Origin of the sequence: Enterobacter sp. BWH64 (assembly GCF_001037645.1) — a bacterium.
Classification (GTDB): domain Bacteria; phylum Pseudomonadota; class Gammaproteobacteria; order Enterobacterales; family Enterobacteriaceae; genus Enterobacter; species Enterobacter hormaechei_C.
In genome coordinates this window covers 25,002-47,903 of the sequence record NZ_KQ089922.1, presented here as the reverse complement: position 1 = coordinate 47,903, position 22,902 = coordinate 25,002, and the positions used below count along the sequence as shown (strand labels likewise).

The window sequence follows — 22,902 nt, the reverse complement described above, 5'->3', positions numbered from 1 at the left end:
GGATGCTGAATTTATGATCGCTGTCACGAAGGGGAAATTAACGGGCAGTAGAGCCGCGAACGATCAGTTCGCCGGAAAAAACCTGCTCGCGTACGGCGTCGCGGGTGCCTTCAATGCGGCGAACCACTTGTTCAACCGCGGCATAGCCGATCTGCCAGGTGGGTTGTTTGAGGGTGGTGATGCCTACGCCAGCCAGTTCTGCCCACTCCAGTTCATCAAAGCCAAGTAAGCCGATGTCGCTGCCCCAGTGCAGGCCAATGCGTTTAAGCGAGCGGGCAACCTGAAGCGTCAGCGCCCCGTTCGCGGAGATCACCGCCTTGCGCATACCCCGATGGCGGGTATGGAACTGGCGCAGGGTATTATCCAGCTGCCCGGCTTCATGCAGGGGGATTTCGGCATTCTCGGCGATCACGCCGGGATATCGCGCCAGTGTGGCACGAAATGCAGCCAGGCGGTCGCGGCGGGTGTTAACCATGCCCAGCGGTTCGCTCAGGAATAAAATGGCTTCGAAGCCCTGTTCAATCAGGTGCTCAGTGGCGGTGGTAGCCGCCTGGGTGTTATCCAGCCCGACTACATCGCAGGCAAATTCCGGGATTTTTCGGTCAATAAGCACCATTGGCAGAGACGATTGTTGCAGACGATTTAGCCCCTCTTCTCGCATCCCGACGGCATTCACCACAATCCCTTCCACCTGATAGCTGCGCAGCAGATCGAGGTAATGCAGCTCCTGATCAACCTCGTTATTGGTGTTACAGACCAGCGGGGTAAAGCCTTTCTCACGGCACGCCGCTTCGATGCCGCTGAGGACGTTTACGGAGTAGGGGTTGGTGATATCGGCGATGATGAGGCCAATCAGACGGGTGCGGCCCCGCTTGAGGCCGCGCGCCATCAGGCTGGGACGGTAGTCGAGATCGGCAATGGCCTGTTCGATTCGTGCCAGCAGCGCATCGGAAAGCAGGTGTTTCTCGCCGTTGAGGTAGCGTGAAATGCTGGTTTTACCGGTTTTGGCGGCTTTCGCCACGTCGCTGATGGTGGCCCGGGTTGGTTTGATCATCGCTGATTTCCCTGAATTTAGTGAGAATACCTTAGCGGGAAAATCTGGCGAATCAAGCAATTTACCGGGTGGCGCTGCGCTTACCGGAGGTTGCGGTCTGATGTCCTCACCCCAACCCTCTCCCACGGGAGAGGGCGCAAACACTAAAAACGGCAACGGGGTTGCCGTTTTGCTTTTAACTACTGCACCGGGCTTAACGTAATCTCAACGCGGCGGTTCTGCGCTTTGCCTTCCGCCGTGCTGTTGCTGGCGATCGGGTTAGCCGGACCCATGCCGCTGGTGCGGATGCGGTTCGCTTCTACGCCCTGGGCGATCAGCGAGCTGGCCACGGAATCGGCGCGCTGCTGGGACAGACGCATGTTCAGATCCTGGCTGCCGGTGCTGTCGGTGTAGCCAATCACGTTCACGGCAGTTTTATTGTACTCTTTCAGCACTGCGGCCACGCCGGTCAGGGTGTTTGCGCCTGCGGGTTTCAGCGTCGCGCTGCTGCTGTCAAAGGTCACGTTGTTTGGCATGTTCAGGATGATGTTGTCACCGCTGCGCGTCACGCTCACGCCCGTACCTTTCATTTTGTCACGCAGTTTTGCTTCCTGCACGTCCATGTAATAACCCACGCCGCCGCCCAGGGCTGCGCCTGCCGCTGCGCCAATCAGCGCACCTTTGCCGCGATCTTTCTTGGAGGAGGAGAGTGCGCCAACGCCAGCGCCCACCAGGGAACCAATACCCGCGCCAATGCCGGATTTGCCCGCTTCGCGTTCACCGGTGTAAGGGTTGGTTGTGCAGCCAGAAACAGCCAGTGCGCCGCTCACCAGAGCGGCAATAACGAGTACGCGTTTTTTCATCTTATTTCCTTAATCCTTTTTATTCTTTGCCACGATGGACGTGGCAGTGGATTATGACGTCCGGATACGGAGAAAATTCAGTGTATAACTCTGAAATTTGTCACAAACGATAAACTGCCTCAATGAAAGGCCGAAACACCTGCACGCAACCAGGAGCGCACGCTTTGAGCACCTCAACAAAAACCATTCTGACCGCCGCCCACTGGGGGCCGATGCTGGTCGAAACCGATGGCGACACTGTGCTGTCGTCTCGCGGGGCTTTGCCTTCGCGCCATCTCAACTCTTTACAGACCGTCGTTCGCGATCAGGTACACAGTAAAACCCGCGTCCGCTGGCCGATGGTGCGTAAAGGCTTTCTGGCGTCACCGGATAAGCCGCAGGGTATTCGTGGGCAGGATGAGTTCGTACGCGTGAGCTGGGACGACGCGCTGGCGCTGATCCATACCCAGCATAAACGCATTCGCGACAGCTATGGCCCGTCGTCCATTTTTGCCGGCTCCTATGGCTGGCGCTCGAACGGCGTGCTGCATAAGGCCGCAACCCTGCTGCAACGCTATATGAGCCTGGCCGGAGGATACACCGGCCATCTGGGCGATTACTCGACCGGCGCGGCGCAGGCAATCATGCCGTATGTCGTGGGCGGGAATGAGGTTTATCAGCAGCAGACCAGCTGGCCGCTGGTGCTGGAGCATGCGGAGGTGGTGGTGCTCTGGAGCGCCAACCCGCTCAATACCCTGAAAATTGCCTGGAATGCGTCCGACGAGCAGGGCGTTTCCTACTTTGATGCGCTGCGCAAAAGCGGCAAGCGCATCATCTGTATCGATCCGATGCGTTCTGAAACGCTGGATTTCTTCGGCGACAGCGCCGAGTGGATCGCGCCGCATATGGGCACCGACGTGGCGATGATGCTGGGCATCGCCCACACCCTGGTGGAGAACGGCTGGCACGATACGGAATTTCTGGCGCGCTGCACCACGGGCTTCGATAAATTTGCCGACTACCTGACGGGACAAACCGACGGTATCGCCAAAACCGCAGAGTGGGCTGCGGCGATTTGTGGCGTTGATGCCGTTAAAATCCGCGAACTGGCGACGTTATTCCATAGCCGTGTCACGATGCTCATGTCCGGCTGGGGGATGCAGCGCCAGCAGTTTGGCGAGCAGAAGCACTGGATGCTGGTGACGCTCGCCGCGATGCTCGGGCAGATTGGCACACCCGGCGGCGGTTTTGGGCTTTCCTATCACTTTGCTAACGGCGGCAACCCGACGCGAAAAGCCGCGGTGCTGGCCTCCATGCAGGGCTCAGTGCAGGGTGGCGTGGACGCGGTAGATAAAATTCCGGTGGCACGCATTGTTGAAGCCCTGGAGAACCCAGGCGGGTTTTATCAGCACAACGGCCAGGATCGGCATTTCCCGGATATTAAGTTTGTCTGGTGGGCGGGTGGGGCCAACTTCACCCATCACCAGGATACTAACCGCCTGATCCGCGCCTGGCAGAAACCGGAGCTGGTGGTGATCTCGGAGTGCTTCTGGACCGCGTCAGCGAAACATGCCGATATCGTTTTGCCCGCCACGACCTCGTTCGAGCGTAACGATCTCACCATGACGGGGGATTACAGTAATCAGCATATGGTGCCGATGAAGCGCGTCGTGGCTCCCCGGGATGAAGCGCGGGATGATTTTGATGTCTTTGCCGACCTGAGTGAAATGTGGGAAGCAGGCGGTCGGGAGCGTTTCACCGAGGGCAAAACCGATCTGCAATGGCTGGAAACGTTTTACCAGATTGCCAGCCAGCGCGGGGCTGCGCAGGGCGTGACGCTGCCGCCATTCGCTGAGTTCTGGGAGGCGAATCAACTCTTCGAAATGCCGGAAAGCGAGCAGAACGCGCGGTTTGTGCGCTTTGCTGACTTCCGTCGCGATCCGGAGAATCACCCGCTAAAAACCGAAAGCGGGAAGATTGTGATCTACAGCGAACGCATCGCCAGCTTTGGCTACGCGGACTGTCCGCCACATCCGGCGTGGCTGGAGCCGGACGAATGGCATGGCAATGCGCAGCCGGGGCAGCTTCAGCTGCTGTCTGCCCATCCCGCCCATCGTCTGCACAGCCAGCTCAACTATTCGGCTTTGCGCGAGCAGTATGCGGTGGCGGGTCGTGAGCCGATTGCGCTGAACAGCGATGACGCAAAGGCGCGGGGGATTAACCACGGCGACCTCGTTCGGGTCTGGAACGCGCGCGGGCAGGTGCTGGCAGGCGCCGTGGTGAGTGACGGGATCCGCCCTGGCGTTTTCTGCATTCATCAGGGCGCATGGCCGGATCTGGCGCTGGACGAGGGCGGTATTTGTAAGAACGGCGCCGTAAACGTGCTGACCAAAGATCTCCCCAGCTCGAAGCTGGGGAATGGCTGCGCGGGGAATACGGCGCTGGCATGGGTGGAGAAATATGAGGGGCCGGCGCTTACCCTTACGGCGTTTGATCCGCCTGCCAGCTCATGATCCACGTCGGGTGTTGGGTATCATCCTGCCAGGCGCTGTCTTCGATGCGAAAACCCTGAGCATGATAGAAATTCACCGCCCGCACGTTTTTCTGATACACCTCCAGAGTTAAATACGGATAGTGCTGCTGAACGTGGTTCAGCAGCGCACGCCCGATCCCCTTTCCGATGAACGCCGGGGCGATAAACAACGCCCCCACGAACTGGAACTGCATGACGCTGATAAAACCGCACAGGGTACCGTTTTCTTCCCAGACCCAGGTCTCGGCGGCGGGAAGGTATTCATCCCGCACTACCGCTTCATTCGCTTGCCAGTAACTTGCGTCGATAAACGGATGCGCCTCGGTGGTGCTCTCCAGCCACAGACTCAAAAGCGGAGCAGTGTCCTCACTTTGCCATTTGCGGATCATGGTGGCCCTCCGGATGGCAGAAGCAGCCCGTAATGTGGTCATTGATCAGCCCGCAGGCCTGCATAAAGGAGTAACAGATGGTGGTGCCCACAAACTTAAAGCCGCGTTTTTTCAGCGCTTTCGACAGGGCATCTGAGGCGGGGGTCGACGTTGGGATCTCTGCAAGCGTGGCGGCCTGCGTCACCTTCGGCTCGTTATCCACAAACGACCAGACGAATGCTGAGAAGGGTTCGCCGTTTTGCTCCATCGCCAGATAAGCACGCGCGTTACCAATAATGGCCTGAATTTTACCGCGATGGCGGATGATACCGGTATCCAGAACCAGCCTTTCCACGTCGTCGTCGGTCATGGCGGCAACCGCAGCCGGATCGAACTGGTGGAAGGCTTTGCGATAGTTCTCACGCTTTTTCAGAACGGTGATCCACGACAGTCCGGCCTGCTGGCCTTCAAGGCAAATCATTTCAAACAGTTTTTTACCGTCGGTTTCCGGTACGCCCCATTCCTTGTCGTGATAATCGATATAAAGCTGATCCTGGCTTACCCAGCCGCAACGTTGCATAGGTCATCTCCCTTCCTGATACGGTAAACGCAAAAATTTCAATCTGCCCGGCTTGACGTGTCTGCTAAAGAGACAATAGTTAATACAGGGCTATACGCCCTAATACCTCTTCGAACAATGACATATATCGCCGAACTCGGCTCTTTCTGGAGTCGCTTTGATGATGATAAAAAAAATCAGTGGTCGCCATGCTGCTTCTGGCCTGGTGGGTGTTTCAGTCTGCCTGCTTTTTTGTAACACCGCTTTTGCGTGGCAACAGGAATATATCGTTTCAGATGCTCAAAGTAATACGATGGAACGCTATACATGGGACGCCGATCACCAACCTCGTTATGAAGATATTCTCGCGGAGCGTATTAACCGCACGCAGAATGCTGCGGGGTTTACCCTGAACGACCCATCCGGTTCAGATGCGGAAACCGTTCTGAGCGTTGGCTGGAATTTTCCCGTGGCGGGACATTTCACCACCGGGCCCGTAATGGCGTGGCGCACTGATGGCGCTCCCTCCGCACCAGTGAATGCGTTTGAGGATACAACCACCACGCAGTCGCTTACCGATCCACTCTGGCATGCCAGCGTGAACTCATTGGGGTGGCGTGTCGATACGCAGTATGGTGATTTACACCCCTGGGCGAAGATCAGCTATAACCAGCAAACTGAAGAAGAATATTTATATACGCTGGGATTGAGCGCCAAATTTTAAAGGGTTGTCACTTTTTTAAACGCTGCGGTAACATATTTAATACAATAACGGCAGGGACTGTAGCGATAGTGATCGCTCACCTTTGAGCTTTTTCTTCTCCGGCAAGGTCATTCATTCCCGCTTCCAGGCATTTCATTCCGTTTCTCCTGCATTTCATGCCGTTTTACCCCTGGTGTTATGGGGTTTTGTTTATCGTGTCCTCAGCGAATTTCCTTAATTTATCTTGCAGGACACTGCCATGAACACATCAACTTATAACCGCACGCGTTGGCTGACGCTATTCGGCACCATCGTTACCCAGTTCGCACTGGGATCGGTCTATACCTGGAGCCTGTTTAACAGCGCCCTGTCTGATAAGATCGGCGCGCCGATAAGCCAGGTGGCGTTCTCCTTCGGCTTGCTGAGTCTTGGGTTAGCAATTTCCTCTTCCGTGGCGGGCAAACTTCAGGAGCGCTTCGGCGTGAAGCGTGTAACCATGGCCTCCGGGATCTTGCTGGGCGTGGGCTTCTTCCTGACGGCATATTCCGACAACCTGATGATGCTGTGGCTGAGCGCCGGGGTGCTGGTGGGGCTGGCGGACGGCGCAGGTTACCTGCTGACGCTGTCTAACTGCGTGAAGTGGTTCCCGGAGCGTAAAGGGCTTATCTCCGCGTTTGCCATTGGTTCATATGGCCTGGGCAGCCTTGGCTTCAAATTCATCGATGCGCATCTGCTGACCTCGGTGGGGCTTGAGAAAACCTTTATGATCTGGGGCGTGATTGTGCTGGTGATGATCCTCTTCGGCGCAACGCTGATGAAAGACGCGCCGCAGCAGGAAGTGAAAACCGTTAACGGTGTGGTGGAGAATGATTTCACCCTTGCACAGTCCATGCGTAAACCGCAGTACTGGATGCTGGCGGTGATGTTCCTGACGGCCTGCATGAGCGGTCTGTATGTCATCGGCGTGGCGAAAGATATCGCGCAGGGAATGGTGAAACTGGACGCGGCGACGGCGGCGAACGCGGTAACGGTCATCTCCATCGCTAACCTCTCGGGTCGTCTGGTACTGGGTATCCTGTCTGACAAAATCGCCCGCATCCGCGTGATTACGCTGGGGCAGGTCATCTCTCTGGTGGGCATGGCGGCGCTGCTGTTTGCACCGCTGAACGAAGCGACATTCTTTGCGGCGATAGCCTGCGTAGCCTTTAACTTTGGCGGTACCATTACCGTCTTCCCGTCGCTGGTGAGCGAGTTCTTCGGGCTGAACAATCTGGCGAAAAACTACGGTGTGATTTATCTCGGCTTCGGTATCGGCAGTATTTGCGGATCGCTGATTGCCTCGCTGTTTGGTGGCTTCTACGTGACATTCTGCGTGATATTTGCCTTGCTGATTATTTCACTGGCGCTGTCCACCACGATTCGTCAGCCGCAGCGCGAGGTCTATAAAGAAGCGCATGCATGATTCGATAAAAAGGGGCCGCAGGGCCTCTTTTTTTATCGCAATATCACTTCCGGACTTGTTATTTTGTAAAAATTTTCATCGATTCACATTCTCTGCTGCCACTTTTCTTCCTCGCTGTGGTCTACTTATCGCGCTTGTAGACGTTTCTGATAACGGTTTATCTCGCATCTACTTACTCTGTCTGCTTTCTCAATGAGATTCGGCGGGTCTTTATACCCCTTCCCCCAGGGTTGTTTGCATGAAATATATCAGGTCTCTTACCCAGCAAAGATTGTGTCTGATGCTGGCTGTCTATATCGGTTTGTTTCTGAATGGCGCGGTGCTGTTCAGAAGAGTGGAAGGTTATTTTGAACACCTCACCGTAAGAAACGGGATTTTCGCCGCGATTGAAGTGTTTGGCTCAATTCTGGCAACCTTCTTCCTGCTACGTCTGCTCTCGCTTTTTGGCAGACGTACATGGCAGGTTCTGGCCTCGCTGGTGGTGATTATCTCTGCCGCCGCAAGCTATTACATGACATTCATGAATGTGGTCATTGGCTACGGTATTGTGGCCTCGGTGATGACCACGGACATCGACCTCTCGAAAGAGGTGGTGGGGCAAGGGTTCATCATGTGGACGATTTTGACCTGCCTGATCCCGCTCTTCTTTATCTGGAGTAATACCTGTCGCTATACCCTGTTACGCCAGCTGCGTACCCGTGGGCAACGCATCCGCAACGTCGCCGTCGTTCTTCTGGCGGGTCTGCTGGTATGGGCGCCTATTCGCCTGATGGAAAAACAGCAAAAGCGGATCGAAAAAGCGACAGGCGTAGATATGCCAAGCTACGGCGGCGTGGTGGCTAATTCGTATCTGCCGTCTAACTGGCTGTCGGCGTTAGGTCTCTATGCCTGGGCTCAGGCGGACGAATCCAGCGATGTGAAATCGCTGATTAACCCGACCAAAAAGTTCACCTACCAGGCTCCGGCTGACGGACTGGATGATACTTACGTGGTCTTCGTTATCGGAGAAACGACGCGCTGGGATCATATGGGTATTCTCGGTTATGACCGCGATACCACCCCGAAACTGGCGCAGGAAAAGAACCTGGTGGCATACCGCGGCTACTCCTGCGATACCGCCACGAAGCTTTCGTTGCGCTGTATGTTTGTTCGTGAGGGCGGTGCGAGTGATAATCCTCAGCGCACTCTCAAAGAGCAAAACGTGTTTGCTGTTCTGAAGCAGCTTGGATTTAGCTCCGATCTGTTCGCCATGCAAAGTGAGATGTGGTTCTACACCAACACCATGGCGGATAACATCGCCTACCGCGAGCAGATTGGCGCCGAGCCGCGTAACCGCGGAAAGAACGTTGATGATATGCTGCTGCTCTCTGAGATGGAACAGTCGCTGAAAAACCATCCGCAGGGTAAGCACCTTATTGTTCTGCATACCAAAGGTTCACACTACAGCTACTATCAGCGTTACACGCGCGATTTCGCCAAATGGACGCCTGAGTGCGTCGGCATTAACAAGAACTGTAGCAAGCAGGAGCTGATCAATGCCTATGATAACTCGATTCTGTATGTGGATACCTTCCTCAGCCGGGTGATCGACCAGCTTCGCGATAAGAAAGCGATTGTGATTTACGCGGCCGACCACGGCGAGTCCATCAACGAGAAAGAGCATTTACACGGCACGCCGCGTAAGCTGGCCCCGCCTGAGCAGTTCCGCGTGCCGATGATCATGTGGATGTCGGATAAGTACCTGGAAAACCCGGACAAAGCCAAAATGTTTGCCCATCTGAAACAGCAGGCAGAGATCAAGGTACCGCGCCGTCACGTTGAGCTGTACGACACCATTATGGGTTGTCTCGGCTATACCTCACCGAACGGTGGGATTAACGAAAACAACAACTGGTGTAAACTCCCTGATAACACCACAAAAGCCGCGCAGTAGCTGGTCTGGCGAGAATATCGCCAGTTGAATGGCTTTTTGAAAATAAGGGATTGACGGGGGCGCACCTCAGCAGTAAGATGCGCTCCGCATTCGGCGAGTAGCGCAGCTTGGTAGCGCAACTGGTTTGGGACCAGTGGGTCGGAGGTTCGAATCCTCTCTCGCCGACCACATTCTAAAAAGGGCTAACCGCAAGGTTAGCCCTTTTTGCATTAACGCGTTACCCCGCACGAGTCCTCAAAATACCCCTTAGCCCTGCTTCCCCCTGCCTGCTTGCGGTTTTGTGACATAATCCATTGTATTTTTTTATATATAGTTTGATCTTTTTTCGCGTTGCTTATGGATAACCTCAGCATTTTTCGCTGTGCGTTTTAACGTTCGCGGTATTTAGTGCTCAGATAATCATCATTCTGTAAGAAAATTTACCCATTCTGAATAAAACTTAATCACTGAGTGTTGCGAAATATGAAGATAATTGTGCTGCATCATGGCGAGTAGCATAAATTTCTCTGCTGAAAACTCACAGTCAGGGTTTTTTTAATCTTTGTTTGCGGTTTCTCACACTCCACGTAAATCCCCGCCACCTGTATTGACGTTTTCACATTCTGTTGACAGATTGTAGGGCACGAGGGGCATTTCAGGGAGGATCTGCGCTGCAACTCAAACGCTCTTCTGAAAGGATTCTCTATCCCTTTTAACGCCTTCGGGCATCACCGACCGGACCGGGTAAAAAATAAATAAAGGTCAGGCGGCGTAACACAACAAAGCAAAACATCACATTGGAGCACAATAATGAGTATTTCCTTGAAGAAGTCAGGGATGCTGAAGCTTGGTCTGAGCCTGGTGGCCATGACCGTTGCAGCAAGCGTACAGGCAAAAACCCTGGTTTACTGTTCTGAAGGCTCTCCGGAAGGCTTTAACCCACAGCTCTTTACCTCTGGTACGACTTACGACGCAAGCTCTGTACCGATCTATAACCGTCTGGTTGAATTTAAAACCGGCACCACGGAAGTAATTCCTGGCCTGGCTGAAAAGTGGGATGTCAGCGAAGACGGTAAAACCTATACCTTCCACCTGCGCCAGGGCGTGAAGTGGCAGGACAGCAAAGAATTTAAACCTACGCGCGACTTTAACGCCGACGACGTTGTGTTCTCCTTCGACCGTCAGAAAAATGCCCAGAACCCGTACCATAAAGTGTCTGGCGGCAGCTATGAATACTTCGAAGGGATGGGTCTGCCAGACCTGATCGCTGAAGTGAAAAAAGTGGACGATAAAACCGTTCAGTTTGTGCTGACGCGTCCGGAAGCGCCATTCCTGGCTGACCTGGCGATGGACTTCGCCTCGATTCTCTCTAAAGAGTACGCGGACAACATGCTGAAAGCCGGCACGCCGGAAAAAGTGGACCTGAACCCAATCGGTACCGGCCCGTTCCAGCTGCTTCAGTACCAGAAAGATTCCCGTATTCTGTATAAAGCCTTCCCGGGCTACTGGGGCGCCAAGCCGCAGATCGACCGTCTGGTCTTCTCCATCACGCCTGACGCATCCGTGCGTTACGCAAAATTGCAGAAAAACGAATGTCAGGTGATGCCGTATCCAAACCCGGCTGACATCGCGCGCATGAAGCAGGACAAAAATATCAACCTGCTGGAGCAGGCGGGCCTGAACGTGGGTTATCTCTCCTTCAACACCGAGAAGAAACCGTTCGATGACGTGAAAGTGCGCCAGGCGCTGACTTACGCGGTGAACAAAGAAGCGATCATCAAAGCCGTTTACCAGGGCGCGGGCGTTGCGGCCAAGAACCTGATCCCACCAACCATGTGGGGCTATAACGACGACATTAAGGACTACACCTACGATCCTGAGAAAGCGAAAGCGCTGCTGAAAGAAGCGGGCCAGGACAAAGGCTTCACCGTCGAGCTGTGGGCGATGCCGGTACAGCGTCCTTACAACCCGAACGCACGTCGTATGGCGGAAATGGTTCAGGCTGACTGGGCGAAGATTGGCGTACAGGCCAAGATTGTGACCTACGAGTGGGGCGAGTACCTGAAGCGCGCCAAAGCGGGCGAACACCAGGCGGTCATGATGGGCTGGACCGGCGACAACGGGGATCCGGACAACTTCTTCGCGACCCTGTTCAGCTGTGCGGCAGCGAAAGACGGTTCTAACTACTCTCGCTGGTGCTACAAGCCGTTTGAAGACCTGATCCAGCCGGCGCGTGCGACCGACGATCACAACAAACGTATTGAACTGTACAAGCAAGCGCAGGTTGTTATGCACGATCAGGCCCCGGCGCTGATTGTTGCTCACTCCACCGTGTACGAGCCAGTGCGTAAAGAAGTGAAGGGCTACGTGGTTGATCCACTGGGCAAACACCACTTCGAAAACGTATCTGTTGAATAATAAGTAGGGTGTTCTCCCTCTCCCTGTGGGAGAGGGCAGGGGTGAGGGGCGTGCATGCATCCCCTCATCCTAACCCTCTCCCACAGGGAGAGGGAATTTACATTTGTGAGCAATACAGACGTCACGCCACTGGGCGTGCGTCATCAGAGAGAATCCGGGTTATGTTGCAGTTCATCCTCCGACGTCTGGGACTGGTTATCCCGACGTTTATCGGTATCACCCTTCTCACTTTTGCCTTCGTCCATATGATCCCGGGTGACCCGGTAATGATTATGGCGGGCGAGCGTGGTATCTCCCCTGAACGTCATGCGCAACTGCTGGCTGAACTCGGCCTTGATAAGCCGATGTGGCAGCAGTATCTCCACTATATCTGGGGCGTGTTGCACGGCGATTTAGGGATTTCACTGAAAAGCCGTCTTCCGGTGTGGGACGAGTTCGTGCCGCGCTTTAAAGCGACGCTGGAACTCGGTATCTGCGCCATGATCTTCGCGACCGCGGTAGGGATCCCCGTTGGCGTACTGGCTGCCGTTAAGCGTGGCTCTATTTTCGACCACACCGCTGTTGGCCTGGCACTGACCGGCTACTCCATGCCTATCTTCTGGTGGGGCATGATGCTGATCATGCTGGTCTCGGTGCAGTGGAACCTGACGCCGGTCTCCGGACGCGTCAGCGACATGGTTTTCCTTGACGACACCAACCCGTTAACCGGCTTTATGCTGATTGATACGGCGATCTGGGGCGAAGAGGGCAACTTCATTGATGCGGTTGCGCACATGATCCTGCCTGCAATGGTGCTGGGCACCATCCCTCTGGCGGTGATCGTGCGTATGACCCGTTCCTCCATGCTGGAAGTGCTGGGCGAGGATTATATTCGTACTGCCCGCGCTAAAGGCCTGACCCGTATGCGCGTCATCATCATTCATGCCCTGCGTAACGCTATGCTGCCGGTGGTAACCGTTATCGGTTTGCAGGTCGGTACGCTGCTGGCGGGGGCGATCCTGACCGAAACCATCTTCTCCTGGCCGGGTCTTGGACGCTGGCTGATTGATGCGCTGCAACGCCGTGACTATCCGGTTGTGCAGGGCGGTGTACTGCTGGTCGCGACGATGATTATCCTCGTCAACCTGCTGGTCGATTTGCTGTACGGCGTGGTGAACCCGCGTATTCGTCATAAGAAGTAAGGGGCCATCATGTCACAAGTTACTCAAAATAAAGTGGTCACCGCACCGGTGCCAATGACGCCGATGCAGGAGTTCTGGCACTACTTCAAGCGCAACAAAGGCGCGGTCGTCGGGCTGGTGTATGTTTCCATCATGATCCTGATTGCGGTGTTTGCGAACTTCCTTGCGCCGTATAACCCGGCTGATCAGTTCCGCGATGCGCTGCTGGCACCTCCCGCATGGCAGGACGGCGGAAGCCTGGCGCACCTGCTGGGCACCGACGACGTGGGCCGCGATGTGCTGTCGCGCCTGATGTACGGCGCACGCCTGTCGCTGCTGGTTGGCTGCCTCGTTGTCGTACTGTCGCTGATCATGGGGATCGTACTCGGCCTCGTGGCGGGCTACTTCGGCGGCATTGTTGATAACATCATCATGCGCGTCGTCGACATTATGCTGGCATTGCCAAGCCTGCTGCTGGCGCTGGTGCTGGTGGCGATCTTTGGTCCGTCGATTGGTAACGCCGCGCTTGCGCTGACGTTTGTTGCGCTACCGCATTACGTGCGTCTGACCCGTGCGGCGGTGCTGGTGGAAGTGAACCGCGACTACGTTACCGCCTCTCGCGTGGCGGGTGCCGGTGCTATGCGTCAGATGTTTATCAATATCTTCCCAAACTGCCTTGCGCCGCTGATTGTTCAGGCGTCGCTCGGTTTCTCTAACGCCATTCTTGATATGGCCGCTCTTGGCTTCCTTGGCATGGGTGCGCAGCCGCCAACACCGGAGTGGGGCACCATGCTCTCCGACGTGTTGCAGTTCGCGCAAAGCGCCTGGTGGGTCGTCACCTTCCCGGGTCTGGCGATTCTGCTGACGGTGCTGGCATTTAACCTGATGGGTGACGGTCTGCGTGATGCACTTGATCCCAAACTGAAGCAGTAAGAGGCACGAGATGGCGTTATTAAATGTAGATAAATTATCCGTGCACTTTGGCGACGAAGGCACACCGTTTCGCGCCGTGGACCGCATCAGCTACAGCGTTAATCAGGGCGAAGTGGTCGGGATTGTAGGAGAGTCGGGCTCCGGTAAGTCAGTGAGTTCGCTGGCGATTATGGGGCTGATTGACTACCCCGGCCGCGTGATGGCGGAAAATCTGGAGTTCAACGGTCAGGATCTGAAGCGCATTTCCGAAAAACAGCGCCGCCAGCTGGTGGGCGCGGAAGTGGCGATGATCTTCCAGGACCCCATGACCAGCCTGAACCCATGCTACACCGTCGGTTTCCAGATTATGGAAGCCATTAAGGTGCATCAGGGCGGGAATAAGAAAACCCGTCGCCAGCGTGCTATCGATCTGCTGAACCAGGTGGGGATACCTGACCCGGCATCGCGTCTGGACGTTTACCCGCACCAGCTTTCCGGCGGGATGAGCCAGCGCGTGATGATCGCCATGGCGATTGCCTGTCGACCAAAACTGCTGATTGCGGATGAACCAACTACCGCGCTGGACGTGACCATCCAGGCGCAAATCATCGAGCTGCTGCTGGAGTTGCAGCAGAAAGAGAATATGGCGCTGGTGCTGATTACGCACGACCTGGCGCTGGTGGCGGAAGCGGCACACAAAATCATCGTGATGTACGCGGGTCAGGTGGTGGAGACCGGAAGTTCGCACGATATCTTCCGCGCGCCGCGTCACCCGTATACGCAGGCGTTACTGCGCGCGCTGCCGGAGTTTGCCCAGGACAAAGCGCGTCTGGCGTCACTGCCGGGTGTGGTTCCGGGTAAATATGACCGTCCGCAGGGCTGCCTGCTGAATCCGCGCTGCCCGTATGCGACGGACAAATGCCGCGCCGAGGAGCCAGAGCTGAATCTGCTGGCCGATGGTCGGCAGTCAAAATGCCACTACCCACTCGATGATGCCGGGAGGCCAACACTATGAGTACGCACGAGGCCACCACGCAACAGCCGCTGTTGCAGGCTATCGACCTGAAAAAACATTACCCGGTGAAGAAAGGGATTTTTGCCCCCGAGCGCCTGGTAAAAGCGCTGGACGGCGTCTCCTTCAGTCTTGAACGCGGTAAAACGCTGGCGGTCGTCGGGGAGTCGGGCTGTGGAAAATCCACGCTGGGCCGTCTGCTGACGATGATTGAAACGCCAACCGGCGGCGAGCTTTACTATCAGGGCCAGGATCTGCTCAAGCACGATCCGCAGGCGCAGAAGCTGCGCCGCCAGAAAATCCAGATCGTATTCCAGAACCCGTACGGCTCTCTGAATCCGCGGAAGAAAGTTGGGCAAATTCTGGAAGAGCCGCTGCTGATTAACAGCAATCTGAGCAAAGAGCAGCGTCGTGAAAAAGCGCTGGCGATGATGGCGAAGGTGGGGCTTAAAACCGAGCATTACGATCGCTATCCGCATATGTTCTCTGGCGGTCAGCGTCAGCGTATTGCCATCGCCCGTGGGCTGATGCTTGACCCGGACGTGGTGATTGCCGATGAGCCGGTCTCAGCGCTTGACGTGTCCGTTCGTGCGCAGGTGCTTAACCTGATGATGGATTTACAGCAGGATCTTGGGCTGTCGTACGTCTTCATCTCCCATGACCTGTCCGTGGTTGAGCACATTGCCGATGAGGTGATGGTGATGTATCTGGGACGCTGCGTGGAGAAGGGGACGAAAGATCAGATCTTTACTAACCCGCGTCATCCGTATACCCAGGCGCTGCTGTCTGCAACGCCGAGACTGAACCCGGATGACCGCCGGGAGCGCATTAAGCTGACCGGCGAGTTGCCAAGCCCGCTGAACCCACCGCCGGGATGTGCGTTCAACGCCCGTTGCCGTCGCCGCTTCGGCCCGTGCACGCAGTTGCAGCCACAGCTGAAGGATTATGGCGGACAGCTGGTGGCCTGCTTCGCGGTCGATCAGGATGAAAACGGCGAAAAGCCGCAGGCATAAATAAAAAAACCGGCGTTAAGCCGGTTTTTTTTACGTCTGAGGTCTACTTCCGTAAACGAATCTGGTCGACGGCGTGTTTCTCACTCTTGGTGAGGATCAGGCTTGCGCGTTCGCGCGTCGGCAGGATGTTCTCTTTGAGGTTGACGTAGTTGATCTCATTCCACAGCCCGGTCGCCACGCTGATAGCCTCTTCTTCAGAGAGCTGGGCGTAGTTGTGGAAGTAGGAATCCGGGTCGGTGAACGCGCCTTCGCGGAACTTCAGGAAGCGGTTGATATACCAGCGTTGCAGCAAATCTTCCGGCGCATCGACATAAATTGAGAAATCGACAAAGTCAGAGACAAACACATGATGCGGATCGTGAGGATAATCCATCCCGCTTTGCAGGACGTTTAAGCCTTCCAGAATCAGGATGTCGGGCTGCACAACCGTTTTGTCGCCATCCGGGATGCGGTCGTAGATCAGATGCGAGTAAACCGGCGCGGTAACGTGAGGTACACCCGATTTTAGATCTGAAACAAACTTTACCAGGCGGTGCATATCATAAGAGAGCGGGAAGCCCTTCTTTTTCATCAGGCCGCGTTCTTTCAACACCTCGTTGGGATGCAGGAAGCCGTCGGTGGTGATCAGCTCCACGCTGCGGTGTTCCGGCCAGCGGCTCAGCAGCGCCTGTAGCACGCGCGCGGTGGTACTTTTACCCACTGCCACGCTGCCCGCAATACTGATGATATAAGGAATACGTTGACCGTTCGTGCCGAGGAACTGTTCCAGTACGGCCTGACGGCGCAAATTGGAGCTGATATAGAAGTTAAGCAAGCGAGAAAGGGGGAGATAGATTTCTGCCACCTCTTCCAGGGAGAGATCTTCGTTTATCCCTTTTAGCCGTGCGATTTCACCTTCCGTCAGTGTCATAGGGACGGAGTCACGCAGGGCTGCCCACTGGCTACGGTTAAACTGAAGATAGGGCGTCATTAACGTTTGCTCTTTTTTGCTCATAAGCATGCTTCTGTGAACCATCACGAAACGGCGGGTGCGGGCTCATCACATAGTTAATTTTGGACAATGGGCAGGAGGTTAACACCAGATGAGAGGAATAATAAGAAAAAATATGGGAAAGCGATGCTTAACCGGGCAGGCATCACCTGGGGCTATAGCGTGCCGAAATCAGGCGTTCATGTTGAATTTTTAACCGTGAGCGGATGAATTTACAGCGGTTAGCCCTGGTTTCGAATAAAATGTGAGCGAAAGAACGTTTTATGCAATTTTTTAGTTGCATGACTGCGCAGGTCTCCATAGAATGCGCGCTACTTGATGCCGACTTAGCTCAGTAGGTAGAGCAACTGACTTGTAATCAGTAGGTCACCAGTTCGATTCCGGTAGTCGGCACCATCAAGTCCGGTGGGGTTCCCGAGCGGCCAAAGGGAGCAGACTGTAAATCTGCCGTCACAGACTTCGAAGGTTCGAATCCTTCCCCCACCACCACTTTCTGGCAGCGACAACGCCGCCGGAGCTGGTTGGAAAAATTGACCAGCTCGAACAGAAAAGAGAGAAATCTCTTTTTTTGTTACAGAAAGAACTGGGTAGCCGAGTTTCAGGATGCGGGCATCGTATAATGGCTATTACCTCAGCCTTCCAAGCTGATGATGCGGGTTCGATTCCCGCTGCCCGCTCCAATACGTGCTGATATGGCTCAGTTGGTAGAGCGCACCCTTGGTAAGGGTGAGGTCCCCAGTTCGACTCTGGGTATCAGCACCACTTCACTTCTCCCTCCCTTTCTCTCTGTTTCAATGTAAATGTATTCAACAGTTCAGGCATTTTCGCCTGGTTGATGTGGTGATATCACCGATTTATCCGTGTCTTAGAGGGACAATCGATGTCTAAAGAAAAGTTTGAACGTACAAAACCGCACGTTAACGTCGGTACTATCGGCCACGTTGACCATGGTAAAACAACGCTGACCGCTGCAATCACTACCGTACTGGCTAAAACCTACGGCGGTGCTGCTCGTGCTTTCGACCAGATCGATAACGCACCAGAAGAAAAAGCTCGTGGTATCACCATCAACACCTCTCACGTTGAGTATGACACCCCGACTCGCCACTACGCACACGTAGACTGCCCAGGCCACGCCGACTATGTTAAAAACATGATCACCGGTGCTGCGCAGATGGACGGCGCGATCCTGGTTGTTGCTGCGACTGACGGCCCTATGCCTCAGACCCGTGAGCACATCCTGCTGGGTCGTCAGGTAGGCGTTCCTTACATCATCGTGTTCCTGAACAAATGCGACATGGTTGATGACGAAGAGCTGCTGGAACTGGTAGAGATGGAAGTTCGTGAACTGCTGTCTCAGTACGATTTCCCAGGCGACGACACTCCAATCGTTCGTGGTTCCGCGCTGAAAGCGCTGGAAGGCGAAGCAGAGTGGGAAGAGAAAATCATCGAACTGGCTGGCTACCTGGATTCTTACATCCCAGAACCAGAGCGTGCGATTGACAAGCCATTCCTGCTGCCAATCGAAGACGTATTCTCCATCTCCGGTCGTGGTACCGTTGTTACCGGTCGTGTAGAGCGCGGTATCATCAAAGTTGGTGAAGAAGTTGAAATCGTTGGTATCAAAGAGACTGCGAAGTCTACCTGTACTGGCGTTGAAATGTTCCGCAAACTGCTGGACGAAGGCCGTGCTGGTGAGAACGTTGGTGTTCTGCTGCGTGGTATCAAACGTGAAGAAATCGAACGTGGTCAGGTTCTGGCGAAGCCAGGCTCAATCAAGCCACACACCAAGTTCGAATCTGAAGTGTACATTCTGTCCAAAGACGAAGGCGGCCGTCATACTCCGTTCTTCAAAGGCTACCGTCCACAGTTCTACTTCCGTACAACTGACGTGACCGGTACCATCGAACTGCCAGAAGGCGTAGAGATGGTAATGCCAGGCGACAACATCAAGATGGTTGTGACGCTGATCCACCCAATCGCGATGGACGACGGTCTGCGTTTCGCAATCCGTGAAGGCGGCCGTACCGTTGGCGCGGGCGTTGTTGCTAAAGTTCTCGGCTAATCGCTGATAACATTTGACGCAATGCGCAATAAAAGGGCATCATTTGATGCCCTTTTTGCACGCTTTCACATCAGAACCTGGCTCATCAGTGATTAATTTTGTCATAATCATTGCTGAGACAGGCTCTGCGGAGAGCGTATAATACGAAAAGCGAATAGCATTTCGATTGGTTTGCCTCGCACACGCGGGGTGAAAATGTTTGTAGAATACTTCTGACAGGTTGGTTTATGAGTGCGAATACCGAAGCTCAAGGGAGCGGGCGCGGCCTGGAAGCGATGAAATGGGTAGTTGTAGCCGTGCTGCTGATTGTGGCGATTGTCGGCAACTATCTTTATCGTGACATGATGCTGCCGCTACGCGCGCTTGCAGTGGTAATTCTGATTGCTGCGGCGGGTGGTGTCGCGCTGTTGACGACGAAAGGCAAAGCGACCGTTGCGTTTGCCCGCGAAGCGCGTACCGAAGTCCGCAAGGTCATTTGGCCGACTCGCCAGGAAACATTGCACACCACGCTGATTGTAGCGGCGGTAACCGCTGTAATGTCACTGATCCTGTGGGGACTGGATGGTATTCTGGTTCGCCTGGTATCCTTTATCACTGGCCTGAGGTTCTGAGATGTCTGAAGCCCCTAAAAAGCGCTGGTACGTCGTTCAGGCGTTTTCCGGTTTTGAAGGCCGCGTAGCTACGTCGCTGCGTGAGCATATCAAATTACACAATATGGAAGAGTTATTTGGCGAAGTTATGGTTCCGACCGAAGAAGTGGTTGAGATCCGTGGCGGCCAACGTCGCAAAAGCGAGCGTAAATTCTTCCCGGGTTACGTGCTGGTTCAGATGGTGATGAACGACGCGAGCTGGCACCTGGTGCGCAGCGTACCACGCGTGATGGGCTTTATCGGCGGCACATCTGACCGTCCGGCGCCAATCAGCGACAAAGAAGTTGATGCGATTATGAACCGCCTCCAGCAGGTTGGTGATAAACCGCGTCCGAAAACGCTGTTTGAACCGGGTGAGATGGTTCGTGTTAACGACGGTCCGTTTGCTGACTTCAATGGCGTCGTCGAAGAAGTGGACTACGAGAAGTCCCGCCTGAAAGTTTCCGTTTCTATCTTTGGTCGTGCGACCCCGGTAGAGCTGGACTTTGCTCAGGTAGAAAAAGCCTAAGCAGCGATCAAAAAAGCGACGATTTAATCGTTGCACAGGGCGCGAGATTGGAATACAATTTCGCGCCTTTTGTTTTTATGGGCCCCGGCCCGTAAAACGAATTTTATTCACGGGGAGCCTCTCCGAGGCGTTATTACCCAATCAGAGGATTTTAGAATGGCTAAGAAAGTACAAGCCTACGTCAAGCTGCAGGTTGCAGCAGGTATGGCGAACCCAAGTCCACCAGTTGGTCCAGCTCTGGGTCAGCAGGGTGTGAACATCATGGAATTCTGTAAAGCGTTCAACGCCAAAACTGAATCCATGGAAAAAGGTCTGCCAATCCCAGTTGTAATCACTGTTTACGCTGACCGTTCTTTCACTTTCGTTACCAAAACCCCTCCAGCAGCAGTTCTGCTGAAGAAAGCAGCGGGCATCAAGTCTGGTTCCGGTAAGCCGAACAAAGACAAAGTGGGTAAAATTTCCCGCGCTCAGTTGCAGGAAATCGCGCAGACCAAAGCTGCCGACATGACTGGTTCCGACATTGAAGCGATGACTCGCTCCATCGAAGGTACTGCACGTTCCATGGGCCTGGTAGTGGAGGACTAAGAAATGGCTAAACTGACCAAGCGCATGTCCGTGATCCGTGACAAAGTTGATGCGACCAAACAGTACGACATCAACGAAGCTATCGCTCTGCTGAAAGAACTGGCAACTGCTAAGTTCGTTGAAAGCGTTGACGTTGCCGTTAACCTGGGCATCGACGCTCGTAAATCCGATCAGAACGTTCGTGGCGCAACTGTACTGCCACACGGTACTGGCCGTTCCGTACGCGTAGCTGTATTTGCTCAGGGTGCAAACGCTGAAGCTGCTAAAGCTGCCGGCGCTGAACTGGTAGGTATGGAAGATCTGGCTGATCAGATCAAGAAAGGCGAAATGAACTTTGACGTTGTTATTGCTTCTCCAGATGCAATGCGCGTTGTTGGCCAGCTGGGCCAGGTTCTGGGTCCACGCGGCCTGATGCCAAACCCGAAAGTGGGTACTGTAACGCCTAACGTTGCTGAAGCGGTTAAGAACGCTAAAGCAGGTCAGGTTCGTTACCGTAACGACAAAAACGGCATCATCCACACCACCATCGGTAAAGTGGACTTTGACGCTGACAAACTGAAAGAAAACCTGGAAGCTCTGCTGGTTGCGCTGAAAAAAGCAAAACCAACTCAGGCGAAAGGCGTGTACATCAAGAAAGTTAGCATCTCCACCACCATGGGTGCAGGTGTTGCAGTTGACCAGGCTGGCCTGAGCGCTGCTGCAAACTAATGCCTTTACGTGGGCGGTGATTTTGTCTACAATCTTACCCCCACGTTTGCTAACAAAAGTTAGCGGCTAAAAGAATTGTTCGTTGGAGCCTGGCCTATCCAGGCCTCCGTCGAAGACCGCAGGTGTTTCGCAAGAAACTTAATCCCCTGCGTAGACGGTGACAGAACGCTAAGATTATTTTAAATACTCTGGCTTGTTTCTGCTCACCGTATTAAGACGCTCTTCCCGTTGGGTCGAGTGAAGTGAGTTCCGGAACATGAGTTCCGGCAAACATCCAGGAGCAAAGCTAATGGCTTTAAATCTTCAAGACAAACAAGCGATTGTTGCTGAAGTCAGCGAAGTAGCCAAAGGCGCGCTGTCTGCAGTAGTTGCGGATTCCCGTGGCGTTACTGTAGACAAAATGACTGAACTGCGTAAAGCAGGTCGTGAAGCTGGCGTATACATGCGTGTTGTTCGTAACACCCTGCTGCGTCGCGTAGTTGAAGGTACTCAGTTCGAGTGCCTGAAAGACACGTTTGTTGGTCCGACCCTGATTGCATACTCTATGGAACACCCGGGCGCTGCTGCTCGTCTGTTCAAAGAGTTCGCGAAAGCGAATGCAAAATTTGAGGTCAAAGCTGCAGCCTTTGAAGGTGAGTTGATCCCGGCATCGCAAATCGATCGCCTGGCAACCCTGCCGACCTACGAAGAAGCAATTGCACGCCTGATGGCAACCATGAAAGAAGCTGCGGCTGGCAAACTGGTTCGCACTCTGGCTGCTGTACGCGATGCGAAAGAAGCTGCTTAATCGCAGTTATCTTTATAAAGCATTTGCTTACGTATAAACTTATTCTGATTTTCAGGAACAATTTAAATGTCTATCACTAAAGATCAAATCATTGAAGCAGTAGCAGCTATGTCCGTAATGGACGTTGTAGAGCTGGTTTCTGCAATGGAAGAAAAATTCGGTGTTTCTGCTGCTGCTGCTGTAGCTGTAGCTGCGGGCCCGGCTGAAGCTGCTGAAGAAAAAACTGAATTCGACGTAATTCTGAAAGCTGCTGGCGCGAACAAAGTTGCTGTAATCAAAGCAGTACGTGGCGCAACTGGCCTGGGTCTGAAAGAAGCTAAAGACCTGGTAGAATCTGCTCCAGCTGCGCTGAAAGAAGGCGTGAGCAAAGACGACGCAGAAGCACTGAAAAAATCTCTGGAAGAAGCTGGCGCTGAAGTTGAAGTTAAATAAGCCAACTTTTCTGGTTGCAGCCTAAGCAATTAGGCTGATGGCTGGTGACTTTTTAGTCACCAGCCTTTTTGCGCTGTAAGGCATCAGCAGCATTTCACACTGTTTGACTGCTGGTTGTCCTGACAATGCTTGTTTCTATCGACGACTTAATATACTGCGACAGGGTGCTCGCTCTGTGTAAATCGCAATGAAATGGTTTAAGCGTGATAGCAACAGGTATTGCGGAAAGTATTCAATTTTCCGGTCCAC

Annotated in this window: 21 protein-coding genes and 5 tRNA genes; 21 read left to right on the top strand and 5 right to left on the bottom strand. The window is 54.2% G+C overall.

Features of this window, described 5'->3' with window-relative positions; translation table 11 throughout:
- Positions 1-37: 37 nt before the first annotated feature.
- Positions 38-1,054 (bottom strand): LacI family DNA-binding transcriptional regulator, encoded by a 1,017-nt coding sequence (locus SK50_RS00230; RefSeq protein WP_015569988.1) that lies wholly within the window; start codon positions 1,052-1,054, stop codon positions 38-40.
- A gap of 179 nt (positions 1,055-1,233) precedes the next feature.
- Positions 1,234-1,896, bottom strand: coding sequence for an OmpA family lipoprotein (locus SK50_RS00225; protein WP_015569987.1), 663 nt, complete (start codon positions 1,894-1,896; stop codon positions 1,234-1,236).
- A 122-nt stretch (positions 1,897-2,018) separates the two neighbouring features.
- Between SK50_RS00225 and SK50_RS00220 the strand changes: the two genes are divergently transcribed.
- Positions 2,019-4,388 (top strand): molybdopterin guanine dinucleotide-containing S/N-oxide reductase, encoded by a 2,370-nt coding sequence (locus SK50_RS00220; protein ID WP_044488942.1) that lies wholly within the window; start codon positions 2,019-2,021, stop codon positions 4,386-4,388.
- Here the strand turns inward: SK50_RS00220 and SK50_RS00215 are convergent.
- Complete coding sequence (locus SK50_RS00215; protein ID WP_015569985.1) at positions 4,357-4,797, bottom strand: N-acetyltransferase; 441 nt, start codon at positions 4,795-4,797, stop codon at positions 4,357-4,359. The genes SK50_RS00220 and SK50_RS00215 overlap by 32 nt on opposite strands.
- Positions 4,775-5,356, bottom strand: coding sequence for a DNA-3-methyladenine glycosylase I (gene tag / locus SK50_RS00210; protein WP_045343854.1), 582 nt, complete (start codon positions 5,354-5,356; stop codon positions 4,775-4,777). The genes SK50_RS00215 and tag overlap by 23 nt, the downstream gene beginning before the upstream one ends.
- A gap of 160 nt (positions 5,357-5,516) precedes the next feature.
- Between tag and SK50_RS00205 the strand changes: the two genes are divergently transcribed.
- The 9 genes from SK50_RS00205 (at position 5,517) to dppF (ending at position 15,927) form a co-directional block, all read left to right on the top strand.
- A complete protein-coding gene (locus SK50_RS00205) occupies positions 5,517-6,059 on the top strand; it encodes a hypothetical protein (protein WP_015569983.1) in 543 nt (180 codons plus the stop codon).
- A 238-nt stretch (positions 6,060-6,297) separates the two neighbouring features.
- Complete coding sequence (locus SK50_RS00200) at positions 6,298-7,500, top strand: L-lactate MFS transporter (RefSeq protein WP_045329429.1); 1,203 nt, start codon at positions 6,298-6,300, stop codon at positions 7,498-7,500.
- A 238-nt stretch (positions 7,501-7,738) separates the two neighbouring features.
- Entirely contained in the window at positions 7,739-9,433 is a 1,695-nt protein-coding gene (gene eptB / locus SK50_RS00195) for a kdo(2)-lipid A phosphoethanolamine 7''-transferase (protein WP_017383570.1), read from the top strand.
- A gap of 91 nt (positions 9,434-9,524) precedes the next feature.
- Positions 9,525-9,601: transfer RNA gene (locus tag SK50_RS00190), tRNA-Pro, on the top strand.
- Between the two features lie 621 nt (positions 9,602-10,222).
- The gene (dppA, locus tag SK50_RS00185; protein WP_048228954.1) at positions 10,223-11,830 is read left to right on the top strand and encodes a dipeptide ABC transporter periplasmic-binding protein DppA; all 1,608 of its coding nucleotides are present in this window, start codon (positions 10,223-10,225) and stop codon (positions 11,828-11,830) included.
- A 161-nt stretch (positions 11,831-11,991) separates the two neighbouring features.
- The gene (gene dppB / locus SK50_RS00180; RefSeq protein WP_006810536.1) at positions 11,992-13,011 is read left to right on the top strand and encodes a dipeptide ABC transporter permease DppB; all 1,020 of its coding nucleotides are present in this window, start codon (positions 11,992-11,994) and stop codon (positions 13,009-13,011) included.
- Between the two features lie 9 nt (positions 13,012-13,020).
- The gene (gene dppC / locus SK50_RS00175) at positions 13,021-13,923 is read left to right on the top strand and encodes a dipeptide ABC transporter permease DppC (RefSeq protein WP_045338310.1); all 903 of its coding nucleotides are present in this window, start codon (positions 13,021-13,023) and stop codon (positions 13,921-13,923) included.
- A 10-nt stretch (positions 13,924-13,933) separates the two neighbouring features.
- Positions 13,934-14,917 carry a dipeptide ABC transporter ATP-binding protein gene (dppD, locus tag SK50_RS00170; protein ID WP_045333501.1) on the top strand — a complete coding sequence of 328 codons (984 nt, stop codon included), beginning with the start codon at positions 13,934-13,936 and terminating at the stop codon, positions 14,915-14,917.
- Complete coding sequence (dppF, locus tag SK50_RS00165; protein ID WP_017383568.1) at positions 14,914-15,927, top strand: dipeptide ABC transporter ATP-binding subunit DppF; 1,014 nt, start codon at positions 14,914-14,916, stop codon at positions 15,925-15,927. Before dppD ends, dppF begins: the two co-directional genes overlap by 4 nt.
- Positions 15,928-15,970: 43 nt before the next feature.
- Here the strand turns inward: dppF and coaA are convergent, their stop codons facing one another.
- Complete coding sequence (gene coaA, locus SK50_RS00160) at positions 15,971-16,921, bottom strand: type I pantothenate kinase (RefSeq protein ID WP_015569977.1); 951 nt, start codon at positions 16,919-16,921, stop codon at positions 15,971-15,973.
- A gap of 317 nt (positions 16,922-17,238) precedes the next feature.
- On the opposite strand from coaA, the gene SK50_RS00155 reads away from it, so the two are divergent.
- The 11 genes from SK50_RS00155 (at position 17,239) to rplL (ending at position 22,653) form a co-directional block, all read left to right on the top strand.
- A tRNA-Thr gene (locus SK50_RS00155) sits at positions 17,239-17,314 on the top strand.
- 8 nt (positions 17,315-17,322) lie between these two features.
- Positions 17,323-17,407 (top strand) — tRNA-Tyr (locus SK50_RS00150).
- Positions 17,408-17,523: 116 nt separating this feature from the next.
- Positions 17,524-17,598 (top strand) — tRNA-Gly (locus tag SK50_RS00145).
- Between the two features lie 6 nt (positions 17,599-17,604).
- A tRNA-Thr gene (locus SK50_RS00140) sits at positions 17,605-17,680 on the top strand.
- Positions 17,681-17,798: 118 nt separating this feature from the next.
- A complete protein-coding gene (tuf, locus tag SK50_RS00135; RefSeq protein ID WP_022651945.1) occupies positions 17,799-18,983 on the top strand; it encodes an elongation factor Tu in 1,185 nt (394 codons plus the stop codon).
- Between the two features lie 227 nt (positions 18,984-19,210).
- A complete protein-coding gene (secE, locus tag SK50_RS00130) occupies positions 19,211-19,594 on the top strand; it encodes a preprotein translocase subunit SecE (RefSeq protein WP_003862342.1) in 384 nt (127 codons plus the stop codon).
- Between the two features lies 1 nt (position 19,595).
- Positions 19,596-20,141, top strand: coding sequence for a transcription termination/antitermination protein NusG (nusG, locus tag SK50_RS00125; RefSeq protein WP_003862341.1), 546 nt, complete (start codon positions 19,596-19,598; stop codon positions 20,139-20,141).
- A gap of 156 nt (positions 20,142-20,297) precedes the next feature.
- Positions 20,298-20,726, top strand: coding sequence for a 50S ribosomal protein L11 (gene rplK / locus SK50_RS00120; protein ID WP_003862340.1), 429 nt, complete (start codon positions 20,298-20,300; stop codon positions 20,724-20,726).
- Positions 20,727-20,729: 3 nt separating this feature from the next.
- Complete coding sequence (rplA, locus tag SK50_RS00115) at positions 20,730-21,434, top strand: 50S ribosomal protein L1 (protein WP_006810530.1); 705 nt, start codon at positions 20,730-20,732, stop codon at positions 21,432-21,434.
- Positions 21,435-21,723: 289 nt separating this feature from the next.
- On the top strand, positions 21,724-22,221 hold the full coding sequence (gene rplJ, locus SK50_RS00110) for a 50S ribosomal protein L10 (protein WP_003862338.1): 498 nt from the start codon (positions 21,724-21,726) through the stop codon (positions 22,219-22,221).
- Positions 22,222-22,287: 66 nt separating this feature from the next.
- Entirely contained in the window at positions 22,288-22,653 is a 366-nt protein-coding gene (rplL, locus tag SK50_RS00105; RefSeq protein WP_002445276.1) for a 50S ribosomal protein L7/L12, read from the top strand.
- The last annotated feature ends 249 nt before the right edge of the window (positions 22,654-22,902 follow it).

Coding starts and splice junctions, on each gene's coding strand:
- SK50_RS00225 (WP_015569987.1), bottom strand. CDS start 1,896: ATGAAAAAACGCGTACTCGTTATTGCCGCTCTGGTGAGCGGCGCACTG.
- dppF (WP_017383568.1), top strand. CDS start 14,914: ATGAGTACGCACGAGGCCACCACGCAACAGCCGCTGTTGCAGGCTATC.
- SK50_RS00230 (WP_015569988.1), bottom strand. CDS start 1,054: ATGATCAAACCAACCCGGGCCACCATCAGCGACGTGGCGAAAGCCGCC.
- dppD (WP_045333501.1), top strand. CDS start 13,934: ATGGCGTTATTAAATGTAGATAAATTATCCGTGCACTTTGGCGACGAA.
- SK50_RS00205 (WP_015569983.1), top strand. CDS start 5,517: ATGATGATAAAAAAAATCAGTGGTCGCCATGCTGCTTCTGGCCTGGTG.
- dppA (WP_048228954.1), top strand. CDS start 10,223: ATGAGTATTTCCTTGAAGAAGTCAGGGATGCTGAAGCTTGGTCTGAGC.
- rplK (WP_003862340.1), top strand. CDS start 20,298: ATGGCTAAGAAAGTACAAGCCTACGTCAAGCTGCAGGTTGCAGCAGGT.
- SK50_RS00220 (WP_044488942.1), top strand. CDS start 2,019: ATGAAAGGCCGAAACACCTGCACGCAACCAGGAGCGCACGCTTTGAGC.
- tag (WP_045343854.1), bottom strand. CDS start 5,356: ATGCAACGTTGCGGCTGGGTAAGCCAGGATCAGCTTTATATCGATTAT.
- rplL (WP_002445276.1), top strand. CDS start 22,288: ATGTCTATCACTAAAGATCAAATCATTGAAGCAGTAGCAGCTATGTCC.
- SK50_RS00200 (WP_045329429.1), top strand. CDS start 6,298: ATGAACACATCAACTTATAACCGCACGCGTTGGCTGACGCTATTCGGC.
- eptB (WP_017383570.1), top strand. CDS start 7,739: ATGAAATATATCAGGTCTCTTACCCAGCAAAGATTGTGTCTGATGCTG.
- coaA (WP_015569977.1), bottom strand. CDS start 16,921: ATGAGCAAAAAAGAGCAAACGTTAATGACGCCCTATCTTCAGTTTAAC.
- tuf (WP_022651945.1), top strand. CDS start 17,799: ATGTCTAAAGAAAAGTTTGAACGTACAAAACCGCACGTTAACGTCGGT.
- rplJ (WP_003862338.1), top strand. CDS start 21,724: ATGGCTTTAAATCTTCAAGACAAACAAGCGATTGTTGCTGAAGTCAGC.
- nusG (WP_003862341.1), top strand. CDS start 19,596: ATGTCTGAAGCCCCTAAAAAGCGCTGGTACGTCGTTCAGGCGTTTTCC.
- rplA (WP_006810530.1), top strand. CDS start 20,730: ATGGCTAAACTGACCAAGCGCATGTCCGTGATCCGTGACAAAGTTGAT.
- SK50_RS00215 (WP_015569985.1), bottom strand. CDS start 4,797: ATGATCCGCAAATGGCAAAGTGAGGACACTGCTCCGCTTTTGAGTCTG.
- dppC (WP_045338310.1), top strand. CDS start 13,021: ATGTCACAAGTTACTCAAAATAAAGTGGTCACCGCACCGGTGCCAATG.
- secE (WP_003862342.1), top strand. CDS start 19,211: ATGAGTGCGAATACCGAAGCTCAAGGGAGCGGGCGCGGCCTGGAAGCG.
- dppB (WP_006810536.1), top strand. CDS start 11,992: ATGTTGCAGTTCATCCTCCGACGTCTGGGACTGGTTATCCCGACGTTT.